This window comes from Variovorax sp. W2I14, assembly GCF_050435205.1.
Classification (GTDB): domain Bacteria; phylum Pseudomonadota; class Gammaproteobacteria; order Burkholderiales; family Burkholderiaceae_C; genus Variovorax; species Variovorax paradoxus_C.
Map to the genome: position 1 here is coordinate 2272256 of NZ_JBNDJX010000001.1, position 18321 is coordinate 2290576.

Here is an 18321-nt window from a genome sequence, read left to right on the forward strand (position 1 = left end):
ATGTTCAAGCGTAGAGCGGGTTGACCTTGTCGACATTGATGCCGTACTTCTTGATCGCTTCCACCACCTTGGCCACCGGCACGGTGCCATCTTCGCTCAGCGCCTTGAGCGCGGCCACCACGATGTAGTGACGATTGATCTCGAAGTGTTCGCGAAGCTTGTTGCGGAAGTCGCTGCGGCCGAAACCGTCGGTGCCCAGCACCTTGTAGGTGCGGCCCTTCGGAATGAAGGGGCGGATCTGTTCCGCGTAGGCCTTCATGTAGTCGGTCGATGCGACCACCGGGCCGGTCGTGGGCGCGAGTTGCTCGGCCACGAAGGGCACGCGCGGGGTCTGGTCGGGGTGCAGCAGGTTCCAGCGGTCGGCGTCCTGGCCGTCGCGGGTCAGCTCGTTGAAGCTCGGGCAGCTCCACACGGAAGCCGATACGCCCCAGTCCTTCTCGAGCAGCTCTTGCGCCGCGAAGCTCTCGCGCAGGATGGTGCCGCTGCCGAGCAGTTGCACGGTCGGCGCTTCCTTGCTGCCCCTGGCCGCCTTGACCACCGGCCCCTGCTTGGACAGGTACATGCCCTTGATGATCTGCTCTTCGGTGCCAGGCTGGAGGCCGGGCATCGCGTAGTTTTCGTTGAGCAGCGTCAGGTAGTAATAGACGTTGTCCTGCTTCTCGACCATGCGCTTCAAGCCGTGGTGCAGGATCACGCCGACTTCGTGCGCGAAGGTCGGGTCGTAGCTCACGCAGTTCGGGATGGTGTTGGCCAGGATGTGGCTGTGGCCGTCTTCGTGCTGCAGGCCTTCGCCGTTGAGCGTGGTGCGCCCCGAGGTGCCACCCAGCAGGAAGCCGCGCGCCTGCATGTCGCCGGCAGCCCAGGCCAGGTCGCCGATACGCTGGAAGCCGAACATCGAGTAGTACACGTAGAACGGCACCATGATGCGGTTGTTCGTGCTGTACGAGGTGGCCGCCGCGATCCAGCTGGACATGCCGCCGGCTTCGTTGATGCCTTCCTGCAGGATCTGGCCGGCCTTGTCTTCCTTGTAGTACATGACCTGGTCTTTATCGACCGGGGTGTACTGCTGGCCTGCGGGGTTGTAGATGCCGATCTGGCGGAACAGCCCCTCCATGCCGAAGGTGCGGGCCTCGTCCACCAGGATGGGCACCACGCGCGGGCCGAGCGCCTTGTCGCGCAGGAGCTGCGTGAGGAAGCGAACGTAGGCCTGCGTCGTCGAAATCTCGCGGCCTTCGGCCGTGGGCTCCATCACCGACTTGAAAGTCTCGAGCGAAGGCACCGTGAAGCTCTCGTCGGCCTTGGTGCGGCGGTGCGGCAGGTAACCGCCCAGGGCCTTGCGGCGCTCGTGCAGGTACTTCATTTCCGGGGTGTCGTCGGCCGGCTTGTAGAACGGCAGGTCGGCGATCTGGCTGTCCGGGATCGGGATGTTGAAGCGGTCGCGGAAGGCCATGATGTCCTCGTCGCTCAGCTTCTTGGTCTGGTGGACGTTGTTCTTGCCCTCGCCGATCTTGCCCATGCCGAAGCCCTTGACCGTCTTGATCAGGAGCACCGTGGGCTGGCCCTTGTGCTTGACGGCCGCGTCGAAGGCCGCGTAGACCTTCTGCGAGTCGTGGCCGCCGCGGCGCAGTTGCCAGATGTCGTCGTCGCTCATCTTGGCGACCATCTCCAGCGTGCGCGGATCGCGGCCGAAGAAGTGCTTGCGAACGTAGGCGCCGTCGTTGGCCTTGAACGACTGGTAATCGCCGTCGTTCGTTTCCATCATGATCTTGCGGAGGGCCCCTTCCTTGTCGCGTGCGATCAGCTGGTCCCAGCCGCTGCCCCAGATCAGCTTGATGACATTCCAGCCCGAGCCGCGGAATTCGCCTTCGAGCTCCTGGATGATCTTGCCGTTGCCGCGCACCGGGCCGTCGAGGCGCTGCAGGTTGCAGTTGATGACGAAAACGAGGTTGTCGAGACCTTCGCGCGCTGCGAGGCCGATGGCGCCCATCGATTCGACTTCGTCCATTTCACCGTCGCCGCAGAACACCCAGACCTTGCGGTTCTCGGTGTTGGCAATGCCGCGGGCATGCAGGTACTTGAGAAAGCGGGCCTGGTAGATCGCCATCAGCGGGCCGAGGCCCATCGACACCGTGGGGAACTGCCAGAACTCGGGCATCAGCTTCGGATGCGGGTAGCTGGAGAGGCCCTTGCCGTCCACTTCCTGGCGGAAGTTGAGCAGTTGCTCTTCGGTCAGGCGGCCTTCGAGGTAGGCGCGGGCGTAAATGCCGGGAGAGACGTGGCCCTGGATGTAGAGGCAGTCGCCGCCGTGGTTCTCGCTCTCGGCATGCCAGAAGTGGTTGAAGCCGGCGCCGAACATGTTCGCCAGCGAGGCGAAGGAGCCGATGTGGCCGCCGAGGTCGCCGCCTTCAGGAGGGTGGTGGCGGTTGGCCTTGACCACCATCGCCATCGCGTTCCAGCGCATGTAGGCGCGCAGGCGCTCCTCGATCTCGAGGTTGCCGGGGCAGCGCTCTTCCTGATCGGGCTCGATGGTGTTGACGTAGGCGGTGTTGGCAGAGAACGGCTTGTCGATGCTGTGCTGCCGGGCATGTTCGAGCAGCTGCTCGAGAAGGAAGTGGGCCCGCTCCGGACCCTCGCTCTGGATGACGGAAGACAGTGCATCCATCCATTCACGGGTCTCCTGGGCGTCCGCATCGTTTGCGGCCGAGCCGAACAGGTTCTCGGGATTTGCCGACATGCTTGTCTCTCCTTTTAGGGCTGTGGCTGTAATTTAGTGCGCTCTGCAATAAACGCGGGCGAGTTTCGCATAGAAATCCCGTTATTTCAAATGGCGCATGGTGATTTCTTATTGTGATATTTCGGTGACTTTTACCAATCAAAGCGCGACCGCGACGGGATCAATGGCACTGGCGCTTTTCCGTCGTTTCCCAAAGGGCATCCCCTAAACTCGCCGGATGCCCCTCTCCTCCCCGCTGGCGGTCGCCCGCAGTGCCGTGAATGCCTCGCCGCTCTCCTGGTGGCGCCGCTGGTGGCGTCGACAAACGCCAGTGCTGCAGGACGCGGTCGCCATGCTGGCGCCGATGGCGGCGGTGCTGCTGTTCCTTGCCGCCATCGTGTCCGCCTTCTGGTACCTGCGCACCGAGGAGGTCGAGCGCGAACAGGAGTCGGTGCGCCGCGACGTCGAATACGCCCAGCAGCGCATGCGCCTGCGGCTGCTGGAGCGCCAGGAACAGCTGATGCGCATTGCGCGCGATGCGTCCAACCGCGAGATCGATCCCACCGAGTTCACGAGCCGCGCCGAATCGCTCGTGAGTCAGTTCCCCGAGCTGCAGACCATCACCTGGATCGACGACCGCCGCCGCTTCAAGGCCGGCTATGCGGCGCCCAGCGTGCATCCCGCGCAGCAGCACCTGATCGGCGATGTGCTGCGGCCCGGCGACATAGAAAGCAACTACGCCCTGGCGCGCGAACTGCGCCAGCCGGTGTATTCGCAACCCGTGGCCGGCGGCGACCCGGCCGCGATGCTGCAGTTGCACATTCCTCTTTTCGACCAGGGCCTGTTCGCGGGCGTCGTGCTCGGCGAGTTCTCGGTCGACGGATTGCTGCGCTACGGCATGCCTTCTGAAGTGCAGGCGCGCTACGCGGTCTCGCTGCTCGACGCCAAGGGCAACGTCATCGCAGGCAACACGACCAACCTGAAGGACAGCGGCACGCGACTGCTGCCTTGGTCGGAGCGCACCAACGAATACGAGGTGCCCGTATCGCCCGTCGGCAATGCGCTGATCCTTCGAGCGCAGGCCTATCGCACCTCGCAAGGCGTGGTGGGCAACGGCCTCTTCTGGCTGGTCTGTGCGCTCAGCGTGCTGACGAGTTGGATGCTGATCGGCACCTGGCGCCACACGCGCCGGCGCCTGCAGGCCCAGCAACGACTGGTCGCCGAGACCAACTTCCGGCGTGCGATGGAAAACTCCATGCTGACCGGCATGCGCGTGCTCGATCTGCAAGGCCGCATCACCTATGTGAACGCCGCGTTCTGCGCGATGACCGGCTGGAGCGAAGCCGAATTGGTCGGTCAATCGCCGCCCTTCCCCTACTGGCTGGAATCCGACCGCGAAGTGATGAACGAACGGCTCGAAGAAGAGCTGCACGGCCGCGCCCTGCCCGGCGGCTTCCAGGTGCGGGTTAAACGCAAGAACGGCAGTGTGTTCAACGCGCGGCTCTATGTCTCTCCGCTGATCGACGCGCGCGGCCATCAGACTGGGTGGATGACGTCGATGACCGACATCACCGAGCCCACGCGTATCCGAGAGCAGCTGTCGGCGTCGTACGAGCGCTTCACCACGGTGCTCGAAGCGCTCGATGCGGCCGTGTCGGTCGCACCCATCGGCAGCGAGGAACTGCTGTTCGCCAACAAGCTGTATCGCCTCTGGTTCGGCTCCGACACTGTGGGCCATCTCGGCATGGTGGCGCAGGCCGGCGTGCCGGCATCGAACGCGCACGACGAAGGCTTGGACGACGTGGACCCGTACGCCGGTCTTCCCATCGACACGCTCACCGCCGCGCAAGCCGCCAACAACGAAATCTTCGTGCCCCACCTCGGCAAATGGCTCGAAGTGCGCTCGCGCTACCTGACGTGGGTGGACGGCCGCCTTGCGCAACTCGTGATCGCCACCGACATCACACCGCGCCGCGACGCCGAGGAACAGGCTGCCGCGCAGGCCGACAAGGCGCAGGCCGCGAGCCGCCTCATCACGATGGGCGAGATGGCGTCGAGCGTCGCGCACGAGCTCAACCAACCGCTCACCGCCATTACCAACTACTGCAACGGGATGATGTCGCGCATCAAGGGGCAGACGATCGACACCGAGGCGCTGCTCGCGGCGCTGGAGAAGACATCGAAGCAGGCCCAGCGCGCCGGCCAGATCATCCAGCGCATCCGCTCCTTCGTGAAACGCAGCGAACCGAACCGCACGCCCGCCGACGTCGCCACCATGGTGAGCGAAGCGGTCGAACTCGCGGGCATCGAACTGCGCCGACGCAACGTGCGCCTGAACCACTACGTGGCTGCGCGGCTGCCGGTGGTACGGGTAGACCCGATCCTGATCGAGCAGGTGATGGTCAACCTCTTGAAGAACGCGGCCGAATCCATCGACCTCGCCGACCGCCCGCTCGCGCGCCGCAGCGTCGAGCTGCGCGTGCTGCCCAAGACCATCGAGGGGCAGAACGCCATCGAGTTCTCGGTGCAGGACACGGGCAAGGGCCTCTCGCCCGAGGTCATGGACCGGCTCTACGAAGCCTTCTTCTCCACCAAGCCCGAAGGCATGGGCATCGGGCTGAATCTGTGCCGCACCATCGTCGAGTCGCACCGCGGCCGGATGCAGGCGGAGAACATCTACAATGGCCCGGATGTGATCGGATGCCGTTTTTCCTTCTGGATTCCGGTGTTGGACGCTATCAGTTCCGTAGCTAGCGACGAGGCAAAGGTACCTGCATGAGTTTGATTCCGAAGAAGGGCACGGTCTATGTCGTCGACGACGACGAAGCCGTACGCGATTCGCTGCAATGGCTGCTCGAAGGCAAGGACTACAGAGTCCGCTGTTTCGATTCCGCCGAATCCTTTCTCTCCCGATACGACCCGCGCGAAGTCGCCTGTTTGATCGTCGACATCCGCATGGCCGGCATGACCGGCCTCGAATTGCAGGATCGGCTGATCGAGCGGCGCTCCCCGTTGCCGATCGTGGTCATCACCGGCCACGGCGACGTGCCGATGGCGGTGGACAGCATGAAGAAGGGCGCGATGGATTTCATCCAGAAGCCCTTCAACGACGAAGAGCTCGTCACGCTGGTCGAGCGCATGCTCGAACATGCGCGCGGCGCCTTCACGCAGCACCAGCAGTCGGCCAGCCGCGATGCGTTGCTGTCCAAGCTCACCGGCCGTGAGGCGCAGGTGCTCGAGCGCATCGTCGCCGGCCGCCTGAACAAGCAGATCGCCGACGACCTTGGCATCAGCATCAAGACGGTGGAGGCGCACCGCGCCAACATCATGGAAAAGCTCAACGCCAACACGGTGGCCGACCTGCTGAAGATCGCGCTCGGACAGGCAGCCCCCGCGGCCAAGGCCTAGACGCTATTTCCCCGATAGGAATGCATATCCCTCACGCCTGCGCAAGCGGGCGTTTTTACTTGGAAAATCGAAACCGATGACCGCCCAACTGATCGACGGCAACGCCCTCGCCAAAACCATCCGCGCCGAAGTCGCAGGCCGCACCGCCGCACTCAAGGCCCGTGGCGTGAACCCGGCTCTTTCCATCATCCTCGTGGGCGAAGACCCGGCCAGCCAGGTCTACACGAAGCACAAGGTCAACGACAGCACGCAGACGGGCCTCGAAGCCACGCTGGAGACCTACCCCGCCGACATGACCGAGGCCGACCTGCTGGCCCGCATCCGCGCGCTCAACGACGACCCCAAGGTGCACGGCATCCTGGTGCAGCTGCCGCTTCCGAAGCACATGGACAGCCAGAAGGTCATCGAGACCATCTCGCCCGCCAAGGACGTCGACGGTTTCCACGTCGCCAGCGCCGGTGCACTGATGACCGGCGCTCCTGGCTTCTGGCCCTGCACGCCGCACGGCTGCATGAAGATGCTCGAAGCCATCGGCTACGACTTGCGCGGCAAGCATGCGGTGGTCGTCGGCCGCAGCAACATCGTCGGCAAGCCGATGGCGATGATGCTGCTGGCCAAGAGCGCCACCGTGACCATCTGCCACAGTGCGACGCAAGACCTGGGCGCGATCACGCGGCAGGCCGACGTGATCGTCGCCGCCGTCGGCAAGCTGAACCTGCTCACGGCCGACATGGTGAAGCCCGGCGCGGTCGTCATCGACGTCGGCATGAACCGCAAGGCGGACGGCAAGCTGGCAGGCGACGTCGATTTCGACGGCGTGAAGGAAGTGGCCAGCTGGATCACTCCCGTGCCCGGCGGCGTCGGCCCGATGACCCGCGCCATGCTGCTCGCCAACACCCTTGAAGCCGCCGAACGCGCCGCAAAGTAACTTTCATGGCCACCACGAACAACCCCCTCCTCGACTTCAACGACCTCCCGCTGTTCGACCGCATCAGGCCCGAGCACGTGGCGCCGGCCGTAGACACGCTGCTGGCCGATGCCGAGACCGCCCTGCAGGCCGTGACGGCGCCCGAATTTCCCGCCGACTGGAACGCGATCTCGAAGGTGCTCGACGTGGCTTCCGAGCGCTTCAGCCGCGCATGGGGCGCCGTGGGGCCATCTCAATGCCGTGGCCGACACGCCCGAGCTGCGCGCCGCCTACAACGAGGCGATGCCGCGCGTCACCGCCTTCTGGACCCGCCTGGGCTCCGACGAACGGCTCTACGCGAAGTACAAGGCCATCGACGTCGCCACGCTCAATGCCGAGCAGCGCCAGGCGCATCGCAACGCCGTGCGCAACTTCGTGCTCGGCGGCGCCGAGTTGCAGGGCGACGCCAAGAAGCGCTTTGCCGACATCCAGGAGCGCCAGGCCGAACTCAGCCAGAAGTTCAGCGAGAACGCACTCGATGCCACCGATGCCTTTGCGTACTACGCCAAGCTCGGCGAACTCGAAGGCGTGCCTGAAGACGTGGTGAGCGCCGCGCGCGCTGCCGCCGAAGCCGACGGCAAGGACGGCTACAAGCTCACGCTCAAGATGCCGTGCTACCTGCCGGTGATGCAGTTCGCCAAGAGCAGCGCCTTGCGCGAAACGCTCTACCGCGCCTACGTCACGCGTGCCAGCGAGTTCGGCGATGCCGCCTTCGACAACACGGCTCTCATCACCGAGATCCTCGCGCTGCGCGAAGAAGAGGCGAAGCTCCTGGGCTACAAGAATTTCGGCGAGCTGTCGGTCGTTCCGAAGATGGCCGAATCGCCCGAGCAGGTCGTCAAGTTCCTGCGCGATCTGGCGACCAAGGCCAAGCCGTATGGCGAACGCGATCTCGCGGACCTGCGTGCCTTTGCCGCCGAACAACTGAGCATCACCGATCCGCAGCCCTGGGACTGGAGCTACATCGGCGAGAAGCTCAAGGAAGCGCGCTATGCCTTCAGCGAGCAGGAGGTGAAGCAGTACTTCCCCGCGCCGAAGGTGATGGCGGGTCTTTTCAAGATCGTCGAGACGCTCTTCGAAGTGTCGATACGTCGCGACAGCGCGCCGACGTGGCATCCGAGTGTCGAGTTCTATCGCATCGAGCGCGCCGGCCAGAAGGTCGGCCAGTTCTATCTCGACCCCTCCGCCCGCGCCGCCAAGCGCGGCGGCGCCTGGATGGACGACGTGCGCGCCCGGTGGCTGCGCCCCGACAACGGCGTGCTGCAGACGCCGGTCGCGCAATTGGTCTGCAACTTCGCGAGCGGCGTGGACGGCAAGCCACCGCTCCTCACGCACGACGACGTGACCACCCTCTTCCACGAGTTCGGCCACGGCCTGCATCACATGCTCACCCAGGTGAACGAGCGCGACGTCTCGGGCATCAGCGGCGTGGAGTGGGACGCGGTCGAGCTGCCGAGCCAGTTCATGGAGAACTTCTGCTGGGAGTGGGACGTGCTCAGTCACATGACGGCCCACGTCGACACCGGCGAGCCGCTGCCGCGCGCGCTCTTCGACAAGATGACCGCCGCCAAGAACTTCCAGAGCGGCCTGCAGACGCTGCGCCAGATCGAGTTCTCGCTGTTCGACATGCTGCTGCACACCGAATACCACGCGGCCGCCGCGAAGCCGGGCGACGTGATGGCGCTGCTGGGCAAGGTGCGCAGCGAAGTGGCGGTGATGCCCTCGCCGCCGTTCAGCCGCACGCCGAATACTTTCAGCCACATCTTCTCGGGCGGCTACGCGGCCGGCTACTACAGCTACAAGTGGGCCGAGGTGCTGAGCGCCGACGCCTATGCGGCCTTCGAGGAAACCGTGGGCGCCGACGGCGAGCCGAACATCGAGACCGGCCGCAAGTACCGCCAGGCCATCCTGGAGGCTGGCGGCAGCCGCAGCGCCATGGATTCGTTCAAGGCTTTCCGCGGCCGCGAGCCCCAGCTTGATGCATTGCTGCGACATCAGGGCATGGCCGAGGCCCAGCCTGCTTGATGCGGCGCTGAAGCTTGCGATACTCGGGACATGTATCTGACGCCTTACAAATTCCCGTCGCATCGCCTGACCGGTCTCGCCCTGCTGCTCGTCGCCGCAGGCGCGATGGCCCAGCCGATCTATCGCAACGTCGACAAGAACGGCAAGGTCACTTTCTCGGACCGCGCGCCAACTGCCAGCACCGAACCGGCAGCGGCCCCGCAAGGCGCCAGTTCACCGGCCAACACGGCCGGGCTGGCCTACGAGTTGCGGCAGGTGGCGCAGCGGTATCCGGTCACGCTGTACACGAGCGAAGACTGCGCACCCTGCAGCGCGGCCCGCACGCTGCTCACCACGCGCGGCATTCCGTTCGAGGAACGCACGGTCAAGAGCAATGAAGAAATCGAGGCGCTGCAGCGGCTGAGCAGCCAGAGTTCGCTGCCGCTGCTCACCATCGGCTCGCAGCAGCTCAAGGGCTACGGTGACGCCGAGTGGTCGCAGTACCTCGATGCGGCGGGCTACCCCAAGAGCAACAGCCTGCCCGCGGGCTACCGCAATGCGCCGGCCCGCCCTCTGGTCGCCGCACAGCAGGCAGCGCCGGCTCCCCGCGCCGCAGCAGCACCCGCCGCGCAGCCCGCGCCGCCGCCCGCTGCACCGAGCGATCCGGGTGCGGGCAACCCGGCCGGCATCAAGTTCTGACGCCGGGCGGTTCGCCTTCTCAGGCGAACTGCATCGTCTTCACGCCCGTCGCGGTGCCCAACAGGCACACGTCAGCCTTCTGGTGGGCAAAGACACCGACCGTCACCACGCCGGGCCATTGGCTCACCTCGGACTCGAAAGCGAGCGGATCGGCGATCTGGAGGCCCGTCACGTCGACGATGTGCTGGCCGTTGTCGGTGACCAGCGGCAGGCCGTCCTTCTCGCGCACCTGGGCGATTCCGCCCAGCCTGGCGAACTGGCGCATGACGCGGCGCACCGCCATCGGGACCACCTCCACCGGCAGCGGGAAGGCGCCCAGCGTCTCGACCAGCTTGGAGGCGTCGGCGATGCAGACGAAGCGCTTGGACTGCGCCGCGACGATCTTCTCGCGCGTGAGCGCCGCGCCGCCGCCCTTCACCATGAAGCCGCGGTGATCGATTTCATCGGCACCGTCGATGTAGACGGCCAGTTCTTCCACCTCGTTGCTGTCGAACACCTGAATGCCCAGCGCACGCAGGCGTTCGGTCGATGCCACCGAGCTCGAGACGGCACCCCTGATCTCGTCCTTGATCGTCGCCAGCGCATCGATGAACTTGTTGACCGTCGAGCCGGTGCCAACGCCGACGATCTCGCCCTTGACCACATAGGCCAGCGCGGCAAGGCCGACCTGGGTCTTGAGTTCGTCCTGGGACAGGACAGGGGTCGCGGGGGATGGGGAGGCGGGTGCGGTCATCGCGGAGAATCCTTGGCTCATTGAAGTCGAGACGAGAATTATCCGATGCCCCTGCTGCCCTCTTCGCTCTACGGCCTGGCCCGCCCTTTCCTGTTCGGTTTCGATCCCGAGCACGCCCATGAAATCACCCTCGACGGCCTCGCCCGTACGCAGAACACGCCGCTGGCCTGCGCCTATTCCGCCCCGCGCGTGGACGACCCCGTCACGCTGGCCGGGCTGACCTTTCCGAACCGCGTGGGCCTGGCTGCAGGGCTCGACAAGAACGCCCGCTGCATCGACGCCTTTGCAGCCATGGGTTTCGGGTTCGTCGAAGTCGGCACGGTCACGCCGAAAGCGCAGCCGGGCAATCCGAAGCCGCGCATGTTCCGCCTGCCGCAGCGCGATGCGCTGATCAACCGGCTCGGTTTCAACAACGAAGGGCTCGACGCCTTCCTGGCCAATGTGCAGAAGGCACGTTTTCGCAAGAGCGGCGGCGGCAAATCACCGATGCTGCTGGGCCTCAACATCGGCAAGAACGCTGCCACGCCGATCGAGCGCGCGGTGGACGATTACCTCGCCTGTCTGGACGGCGTGTATCCGCATGCCGACTACGTGACGATCAACATCTCGAGCCCCAACACGGCCAACCTGCGCACGCTGCAGAGCGACGAAGCGCTCGATGCGCTGCTCGGCGCAGTGGCCGAGCGCCGCGAGGCACTGGCCACGCGCCACGGCAAGCGCTCGCCGCTGTTCGTGAAGATCGCGCCCGATCTCGATGAAGCCCAGATCGCGGTCATTGCCGCAACCCTGCAACGCCACCGGATGGACGGCGTGATCGCGACGAACACCACGCTGGCTCGCGATGCGGTGGCCGGACTGCCGCATGCGGAAGAAGCCGGTGGCTTGTCGGGCGCGCCGGTGCGCGAAGCAAGCAACCGCGTGATTGCGCAGCTGCGTACGGCGTTGGGGAAGGACTTTCCGATCATCGGCGTGGGCGGCATCCTGAGCGCGGCCGATGCCAGGGCCAAGATCGCCGCGGGCGCGGACGTGGTGCAGATCTACACCGGCCTCATCTACCGCGGCCCGGCACTGGTCCGCGAGACGGCCCAGGCGCTGCTGCGTGATCGCAGCAAGGCCTGAGACCTTTCACACTTCTTCGTCAGCGCATGCGCCAAAGAATCGGCGCGATGACTGCTGCCCAGCGCAGCAGGCGCTTCGGGCGGAGCACCACCACGGCAGCGGCTGCGACAACGCCGGTGGCCACCGGATGCGCCCGCGCAATTCGCAATGCGGCGGCAGAAGCCGTCTCATTGGGCGGAGGCGCTGCGCGCTCCGGACTGGCAGGCTCTGTTTCGCGGCCACCTTGCAGTGTCGCGATGCGCTCGCGTTGACGCTCCATGCGTGCCAGCAACTCCTCGCGTGTGGACGGGCGCGGGGGTCGCGGCGCTTCCTCGTCTTCCGGGTCCTTGCCGAGCCCGAAACTGTCCTGCACCCAGGCCCAGTCGCGCTCGAACTCCTGGCGCGCCGGAGTGAAGCTGTTGGAGGCATTGCGCAAGGTCTGCAGCAGCCCGATTGCCGCAGCCAGCCAGAGCACGACCCAGACACCGGCCACCGACCATGCGGCCGTGATGCGGTGCGGCGTTTCCCAGAAATGCACCACCACCGCCACCGACAGCAGCGCGACGGTGACCGTGGTGAGCCCGAGCACGGCCACCACGAGGACGAGCATCAGCTTCAGGCGCTGTTTCTCGTCTTCCCAGGCCATGCGCAGCAGTTGCACCCGGTCTTCGGCTGCCAGCGCGCCTTCGGCGGCAGCAATGCGCAGTTGCCGTATGCGGCCACTCAGCCCCAGTAGCGAGAGCAGCCTCATGGGCATGCTCCAGCCCCGCTCAACGCGCGGAAACGAACGACCCGGCAGTGCGCGCTTGGATCAGCGCGATCAGCGGCGGCCAAGCAACAGACCCACCAGCACGCCGACGGCCAGTGCGGCGCCTGCGATCTGCCAAGGTTCGTCGTGGGCGTAGGCGTTGGTGGCGGTGGCCGCCTCGCGCGCCTTCTTGGCGGCGAGCTTGCTCTTCTCGGCGGCGAGTTCGCGCGCGATGGCGAGCTTGGTATCGATGCGCTGACGCAGCGCCTTGATGTGGGGAACCGAATCCAGGTCCTTGCTGGCCAGCACGCCGCGCACGTCGCTTGCGATGTCTTCGGCTGCTGCTTCAAGATTGTTGGATGCACTCATTGGAATCTTTCCTCCGTGATGGCACCGGCACCGCGCCGGCGGCTTCACGCCAGCATATGGCGTGGTGTCATGTTACAGGCTCGAAAGCCCCTCATGCGCGGCAGGTGTGCAGACTTGTGCGTGCGATGGCTCACGCATCGGCCAGCAGCCGGGCGACATGGGCGCCGATCGCGATGCTGCTGGTGAGCCCCGGCGATTCGATGCCGAACAGGTTGACCAGCCCCCGTACGCCGTGCGACGCGGGACCGTCGATCCTGAAGTCGGCCGCCGGCTCGCCGGGGCCCGATATCTTCGGCCGCATGCCGGCATAGCCCGGAATCAATCCACCATCGGGCAGCGCAGGCCAGTATTTGCGCACCTCGGCATAGAAGCCGTTGCCGCGGGCGGGGTTCACCACGAGGTCGTCGGCCGACTCGACCCACTGCACATCAGGGCCGAACTTCGCCTGGCCACCGAGGTCGAGCGTCAGGTGAACGCCGAGGCCTCCGGGCTCGGGCACCGGGTAGATGAGACGGCTGAAGGGAGCCCGGCCCGAGAGGGTGAAGTAGTTGCCCTTGGCGAAATACTCGGTCGGGATCGCCGACGCAGGCAGCCCTTCGAAGCGCCTGGCCAGCGCCGGCGCACCGAGCCCCGCCGCATTGACGACGCTGCGGCAGCGCAGCGCCGTTCCATCCTCGGCGATCAGGACGATGCCCTGGTCGCTGCATTCGGCGCGCGTGATGGGCGACTTCAGCGCCAGCATGCCGCCTGCGTTCTCCAGGTCGCCGAGCAGGCTCAGCATGAGTGCGTGGCTGTCGATGATGCCGGTGCTGGGCGAATGCAGCGCCGCCGTGCAATGCAGTTGCGGCTCCATCTCCAGTGCCTGCTGCGCGGTGATCTGCACGAGGTCGTCGACACCGTTGGCCTCGGCCTTCGCGCGGATCGATTCGAGTTGACCCACCTGCTCGGCGGAGGTCGCCACGATGAGCTTGCCGCAACGCCGGTGCGGCACACCGCGCTCCGCCGCATATGCGTAAAGCGCGTTCCGCCCTTCCACACACAGCTTCGCCTTCAGCGAGCCCTGCGGGTAATAGATGCCGGCATGAATGACTTCGCTGTTGCGCGAACTGGTTCCTGTGCCGATGGCACCTTCGGCTTCGAGCACCAGCACCTCCCGGCCCGCGAGCGCCAAGGCGCGCGCCACTGCCAGCCCCACCACACCACCGCCGATGACGGCGCAATCGAGTTCGTCCATGGCGCGAGCTTATCGCGGCCGACCCAGCGGATCACGAGATGGAGGGCGGCGGCTCCGGATCCGTAGGCTCGTCGGGCGGCGTGCTCGGCCCTTCGTCGGGCTCCACCGGCAACTTGGGTGACACGGGAGCTGGAATATCGGGATGTGTAGCCATGGTCGCCTCCTTTCCCTCCTTCTATGCCGTTGCCGCCAGTGGCCAGCCAGCATGCAACGGCACTTCGCGTCAGCGCGGGCCGACAGTGCAAATACAGGCGAGAACTGCTGTTTAAGATTCGCCGTCGACGCCGATTCAGCTGGCATCCAATCCGGATGCATTCATGTTTCAAGAAAACTGGAGGGAAATCAATGGGCATCAGAGACACGCTCGGGCATGCGCTGCTCGACAACGAGAAGCTTCATTACGGCACCGCAGAGACGCTCACAGCCGAAGAGCAATGGCTGGTCACGCTGAGCGCACCGTTGTCCGCGTTCAACGGCGATTTCGTGAATGCCGTGGCTACCGGGAAAGATGACGACGAGTTGCGCGGCGGCATCTCGCAAGTCTGGAGCGTTCACGACCGTGAGAGCTTCGAGGAAACGGCGCGGTGGCTGGCGGAGGAAGGACAGCGTTCGACTTATCTGTCTACCTGGCAGGCCGTCGCCGCGGTCGATGCGGCGACCCAGAGCACGCCGGCGGTGCTGCGGCTGGTCATGGATGCATGGTTTCCGGCGTTCTTTCAGATCAAGGCGCGCAAGAGCCTGGACTACCGCGCGCTGGGGGCGGAAAGCGGACGGTCGGTGACGGACTTGAGCCAACTGGTATCGGGCAGCCCGAGTTGGGTCAATGCCTTGCGCAAGCACTTCAAGGTTTCGCCGTCTCAGATTTCCAACCTGGTCGCCTGGGATGCCGTGCGGTTGGCGAGCCTTTCGCGATGGGCGGTTCAGCTCGGCTTCATCGGGCGCGAGGAATTCGCCGGTTTCGCGGGCGCGTTGAATGCGCAGGTGCGCGAGGCGTATGCCGACTGGTCGCAGGTGAGCGTCGCGTACATTGCCGCCGGCTTGATCTGGCGCTATTCCGACGCCCGCGAGGAACACCTGCTGCGCGCGAACCGCATGCTGCTGAACGACGCCCGCAGCCCCTATCGCAGCGTGCCCTTTCGCTGAAACGGCGGCGCCAACGAAAGCGGCACCCGAAGGTGCCGTGTCGTGAAATTTTGGTGGGCGGTGGAGGTTTCGAACCTCCGACCCCAGCAGTGTGAATGCTGTGCTCTACCCCTGAGCTAACCGCCCGTGGCACAGCGAGTTGCTGTGCCGTGGAATCAATCGCGTTGTCTGCGAAGCCTTCGATTATGCCACAGCATTTCCGCTGTTTTGGCGAAACAGCGTGCGGCCGCCGCTGGATTTGTCGAGCTGCGACAACACCGCCTCGTGCGCCGCCAGTTCCTGCTCGCCTGCCACGATCACCGGCAGTTCGAACTGGCTCAGGTCGATCGCCACCACCGTGGTGCCCTGCGCCGGCTCGTTCGATGCCACGTCGATCAATAGCGCATCCTGCCCGCGCGTAAGGTTGATGTAGACGTCGGCCAGCAGCTGCGCGTCGAGCTTGGCGCCGTGGAAAGTGCGGTTCGAGCGGTCAACGCCAAAGCGGTCGCACAACGCGTCGAGCGAATTGCGCTTGCCGGGGTACACCAGCTTCGCCATGGCCAGTGTGTCGGTCACTTCGGCAACGAAGGTGCGCAGCGGCGGCAGACCCGCGCGCTCGAATTCCTTGTTGAGGAACCCGACGTCGAATGCCGCGTTGTGGATGATCAGCTCAGCGCCGCGCAGGTACTCAATGATGTCGTTGGCGAGCGTGGCGAATTTCGGCTTGTCGCGCAGGAAATCGGTTGTCAGGCCGTGCACCTTGAGCGCGTCCTCATGGCTCTCGCGCTCGGGGTTGAAGTAGATGTGCAGGTCGTTGCCGGTGAGCTTGCGGGCGAACAACTCGACGCAGCCGAGCTCGATGACGCGGTCGCCGTTCTCGGCGGAAAGCCCGGTGGTTTCGGTGTCGAGGACGATCTGACGACTCATGCGTGCCCCCGGTCTCGGCACTTCGTGTCCTCGTCGCCCCCCGAGGGGGTGCGAGCTTGCTTGGGGCGGCCCGGCGCTGCGCTCATCAGTGGTTTTCCTTGGCGTGGTTGATCGAGTACTTCGGAATCTCGATCGTCACATTCTCCTGCGCCAGGATCGATTGGCAACTCAGGCGCGATTGCGGCTCCAGCCCCCAAGCGCGGTCGAGCAGGTCTTCTTCGCCCTCTTCCGCCTCGTTGAGCGAATTGAAACCTTCCCGCACGATCACGTGGCAGGTGGTGCAGGCGCAGCTCATCTCGCAGGCGTGCTCGATGTTGATGTGGTTATCGAGCAGCGCCTCGCAGATCGAGGTGCCGGCGGGCGCGGTGATCTCGGCGCCTTGCGGGCAGTATTCGGGATGCGGATAGATCTTGATCGTGGGCATGTTGTTGTTCTAGAGGGATTCGACCTTGCGGCCGGCGAGTGCACGCGCAATGCCCGCGTTCATGCGCTGGGCGGCGAAGGCTTCGGTGTCGTCGGCCAGCTTCTTGGTGGCGGCTTCGATGGCGGCGGCTTCGCTGCTGCCCTTGGCGGCTTCGCGCAGCTTGGCCATCGACGCGTCGATGACGGCGCGCTCGTTCTCGTTCAGCAGGCCGCCGTCGGCATCCAGCGCGCTCTGCGTGGCGAGCAGCATGCGGTCGGCGTCGACACGCGCCTCGACGAGCGCGCGGGCCTGCATGTCCTGCTGCGCGGTGGAGAAACTCTCCTGCAGCATGGTCGCGATCTGGTCATCCGAAAGACCGTACGACGGCTTGACCGCCACGCTGGCTTCCACGCCGCTGCCCTGCTCCTTCGCGCTGACGCTCAGCAAGCCATCGGCATCGACAGTGAAAGTCACGCGGATGCGCGCCGCGCCGGCCGCCATCGGCGGGATGCCGCGCAGCGTGAAGCGCGCAAGGCTGCGGCAGTCGGACACCAGGTCGCGCTCGCCCTGCACCACGTGCAGCGCGAGGGCCGTCTGGCCGTCTTGATATGTCGTGAAGTCCTGCGCCATCGCGGTCGGAATGGTCTGGTTGCGCGGCACGATGCGCTCCACCAGGCCGCCCATCGTCTCGATGCCAAGCGAGAGCGGGATCACATCGAGCAGCAGCAGATCGCCCGCGCCGTTGTTGCCGGCCAGCTGGTTGGCCTGGATCGCTGCGCCGAGCGCGACGACTTCATCGGGATTCAGGTTGACCAACGGCTCGCGGCCAAAGAACGCAGCCACGGCCTCGCGGATCTGCGGCATGCGGGTGGAACCGCCGACGAGCACGATGCCTTGCAGGTCGTCGGCCTTGAGCTTGGCATCACGCAAGGCCTTGCGGACGGCGGCGATGGTCTTGTCCGTGAGCGGCTTGGTTGCTGCGTCGAAATGTGCGCGGGTCAAATCGAATCGCACAGCGCCACCGGCCAAATCCACGTGGAAGGCGACGGCGTCCGAATCGGTGAGCGCCTCTTTCGCAGCGCGGGCTGCCACGAGCACCGCTGCTTTGTCGCTGTCGTTTCTGACCTTCACGTCGGTTTGTGCGAGCACGAAATCGGCGAGCGCGTGGTCGTAGTCGTCGCCGCCGAGCGCCGAATCGCCGCCAGTCGAGATGACTTCGAACACGCCCTGCGTCAATCGCAGGATCGAGATGTCGAAGGTGCCGCCGCCGAGGTCGTAGACCGCGTAGACGCCTTCGCTCGCGTTGTCGAGGCCGTAGGCAATGGCCGCGGCCGTGGGTTCGCTGATCAGGCGCAGCACGTTGAGGCCGGCAAGCTGCGCGGCGTCCTTGGTGGCCTGGCGCTGGCCTTCGTCGAAGTAGGCCGGCACGGTGATGACGGCGCCGTAGAGCTCGTCGTCGAAGGTGTCTTCGGCGCGGAAACGCAGCGTGGCCAGGATCTCGGCGCTGATCTCGACCGGCGACTTCTCGCCCACCGAGGTCTGCACCTTCACCATGCCGCCCTCGTCGCCGCCGATGCGGTACGACATGGATTCGCGGTTCGCGATGTCGGCAAGGCCGCGGCCCATGAGGCGCTTCACCGAGGTGATGGTGTTGGCGGGGTCCTCTGCGCGTGCGGCGAGCGCATCGAAGCCGATCTGGCGGCGATCGCCATCGAGGTAACGCACGGCCGAAGGCAACAGCACACGGCCTTGGTCGTCGGGCAGGCACTCGGCCACGCCATTGCGCACTGCGGCCACCAGCGAATGCGTGGTGCCGAGGTCGATGCCCACGGCGATGCGGCGCTGATGCGGATCGGGCGCCTGGCCGGGTTCGGAAATCTGAAGAAGAGCCATAAG

Annotated in this window: 15 protein-coding genes, 1 tRNA gene and 1 pseudogene; 7 read left to right on the forward strand and 10 right to left on the reverse strand. The window is 65.6% G+C overall.

The features are described from left to right. Positions 1 to 4: 4 nt before the first annotated feature. The gene (gene aceE / locus QF040_RS10480; RefSeq protein ID WP_429610967.1) at positions 5 to 2734 is read right to left on the reverse strand and encodes a pyruvate dehydrogenase (acetyl-transferring), homodimeric type; all 2730 of its coding nucleotides are present in this window, start codon (positions 2732 to 2734) and stop codon (positions 5 to 7) included. Positions 2735 to 2951: 217 nt separating this feature from the next. Between aceE and QF040_RS10485 the strand changes: the two genes are divergently transcribed. The 5 genes and pseudogenes from QF040_RS10485 (at position 2952) to QF040_RS10505 (ending at position 9791) form a co-directional block, all read left to right on the forward strand. Beyond that, the gene (locus tag QF040_RS10485) at positions 2952 to 5492 is read left to right on the forward strand and encodes a PAS domain-containing sensor histidine kinase (protein WP_013542141.1); all 2541 of its coding nucleotides are present in this window, start codon (positions 2952 to 2954) and stop codon (positions 5490 to 5492) included. Then, on the forward strand, positions 5489 to 6121 hold the full coding sequence (locus tag QF040_RS10490; RefSeq protein WP_012747279.1) for a response regulator transcription factor: 633 nt from the start codon (positions 5489 to 5491) through the stop codon (positions 6119 to 6121). Before QF040_RS10485 ends, QF040_RS10490 begins: the two co-directional genes overlap by 4 nt. Positions 6122 to 6197: 76 nt before the next feature. Beyond that, positions 6198 to 7049, forward strand: coding sequence for a bifunctional methylenetetrahydrofolate dehydrogenase/methenyltetrahydrofolate cyclohydrolase FolD (gene folD / locus QF040_RS10495; protein WP_429610968.1), 852 nt, complete (start codon positions 6198 to 6200; stop codon positions 7047 to 7049). Positions 7050 to 7054: 5 nt separating this feature from the next. Beyond that, positions 7055 to 9113 (forward strand): annotated as a pseudogene (locus QF040_RS10500) (M3 family metallopeptidase). 30 nt (positions 9114 to 9143) lie between these two features. After that, positions 9144 to 9791 carry a glutaredoxin family protein gene (locus QF040_RS10505; RefSeq protein ID WP_429610969.1) on the forward strand — a complete coding sequence of 216 codons (648 nt, stop codon included), beginning with the start codon at positions 9144 to 9146 and terminating at the stop codon, positions 9789 to 9791. Between the two features lie 19 nt (positions 9792 to 9810). Here QF040_RS10505 and rpiA read toward each other — a convergent pair whose 3' ends face one another. Further along, positions 9811 to 10524 carry a ribose-5-phosphate isomerase RpiA gene (gene rpiA, locus QF040_RS10510; RefSeq protein ID WP_429610970.1) on the reverse strand — a complete coding sequence of 238 codons (714 nt, stop codon included), beginning with the start codon at positions 10522 to 10524 and terminating at the stop codon, positions 9811 to 9813. A 45-nt stretch (positions 10525 to 10569) separates the two neighbouring features. On the opposite strand from rpiA, the gene QF040_RS10515 reads away from it, so the two are divergent. Continuing rightward, a complete protein-coding gene (locus QF040_RS10515) occupies positions 10570 to 11643 on the forward strand; it encodes a quinone-dependent dihydroorotate dehydrogenase (RefSeq protein ID WP_429610971.1) in 1074 nt (357 codons plus the stop codon). A gap of 19 nt (positions 11644 to 11662) precedes the next feature. Here the strand turns inward: QF040_RS10515 and QF040_RS10520 are convergent, their stop codons facing one another. The 4 genes from QF040_RS10520 to QF040_RS10535 form a co-directional block, all read right to left on the reverse strand. Continuing rightward, positions 11663 to 12373, reverse strand: a complete 711-nt coding sequence (locus tag QF040_RS10520) for a phage holin family protein (protein WP_429610972.1) — start codon at positions 12371 to 12373, stop codon at positions 11663 to 11665. A gap of 69 nt (positions 12374 to 12442) precedes the next feature. Further along, complete coding sequence (locus tag QF040_RS10525; protein ID WP_013542148.1) at positions 12443 to 12739, reverse strand: glycine zipper domain-containing protein; 297 nt, start codon at positions 12737 to 12739, stop codon at positions 12443 to 12445. Positions 12740 to 12869: 130 nt separating this feature from the next. After that, positions 12870 to 13973 (reverse strand): NAD(P)/FAD-dependent oxidoreductase, encoded by a 1104-nt coding sequence (locus tag QF040_RS10530; protein WP_429610973.1) that lies wholly within the window; start codon positions 13971 to 13973, stop codon positions 12870 to 12872. A 31-nt stretch (positions 13974 to 14004) separates the two neighbouring features. Further along, positions 14005 to 14127: a hypothetical protein gene (locus QF040_RS10535; RefSeq protein ID WP_013542150.1), complete on the reverse strand. Its 123-nt coding sequence runs from the start codon at positions 14125 to 14127 to the stop codon at positions 14005 to 14007. A 23-nt stretch (positions 14128 to 14150) separates the two neighbouring features. Between QF040_RS10535 and QF040_RS10540 the strand changes: the two genes are divergently transcribed. Then, positions 14151 to 15116, forward strand: a complete 966-nt coding sequence (locus QF040_RS10540) for a DUF1266 domain-containing protein (protein ID WP_429610974.1) — start codon at positions 14151 to 14153, stop codon at positions 15114 to 15116. 51 nt (positions 15117 to 15167) lie between these two features. Here the strand turns inward: QF040_RS10540 and QF040_RS10545 are convergent. The 4 genes from QF040_RS10545 to hscA form a co-directional block, all read right to left on the reverse strand. Beyond that, positions 15168 to 15242 (reverse strand) — tRNA-Val (locus QF040_RS10545). A gap of 57 nt (positions 15243 to 15299) precedes the next feature. Then, a complete protein-coding gene (dnaQ, locus tag QF040_RS10550) occupies positions 15300 to 16022 on the reverse strand; it encodes a DNA polymerase III subunit epsilon (protein WP_429610975.1) in 723 nt (240 codons plus the stop codon). A gap of 85 nt (positions 16023 to 16107) precedes the next feature. Beyond that, positions 16108 to 16446: an ISC system 2Fe-2S type ferredoxin gene (fdx, locus tag QF040_RS10555; RefSeq protein WP_013542153.1), complete on the reverse strand. Its 339-nt coding sequence runs from the start codon at positions 16444 to 16446 to the stop codon at positions 16108 to 16110. Between the two features lie 9 nt (positions 16447 to 16455). Next, positions 16456 to 18318: a Fe-S protein assembly chaperone HscA gene (gene hscA / locus QF040_RS10560; RefSeq protein ID WP_429610976.1), complete on the reverse strand. Its 1863-nt coding sequence runs from the start codon at positions 18316 to 18318 to the stop codon at positions 16456 to 16458. Between the last annotated feature and the right edge of the window lie 3 nt (positions 18319 to 18321).